Source organism: Streptomyces sp. SID11385 (assembly GCF_010548245.1).
Classification (GTDB): domain Bacteria; phylum Actinomycetota; class Actinomycetes; order Streptomycetales; family Streptomycetaceae; genus Streptomyces.
In genome coordinates, this window is the sequence record NZ_JAAGLR010000103.1 from 1 (window position 1) to 225 (window position 225).

Annotated in this window: 1 protein-coding gene; it reads right to left on the minus strand. The window is 82.2% G+C overall.

Annotated features, from left to right (window positions below; all coding sequences use genetic code 11):
- Window positions 1-204, minus strand: a 204-nt coding sequence (locus G3I42_RS03320) for an ATP-binding protein (protein ID WP_343244437.1), incomplete at its 3' end; no start/stop codon positions are given.
- Window positions 205-225 lie beyond the last annotated feature (21 nt).

Below are 225 nucleotides of genomic sequence, written 5' to 3' on the forward strand. Positions count from 1 at the left end.
GGCGGCGACCTCGGCGGCGCGGCGGCCGGAGCCTTCCTGGAGGCGGTGGTCGACGGTGACGCCGCCCGCGCGGATGCCGAGGCGGGGGGCCTCGAAGGCGAGCGCGGAGGCGAGGGCCATGGAGTCGGCGCCGCCGGAGCAGGCGACGAGGACGAGGGGCGCCGCGGGGTCCGGGGCGGGGAAGGGGCGGCGCGAGCGGAGGATGCGCGCGGCCCAGTCGGGGGC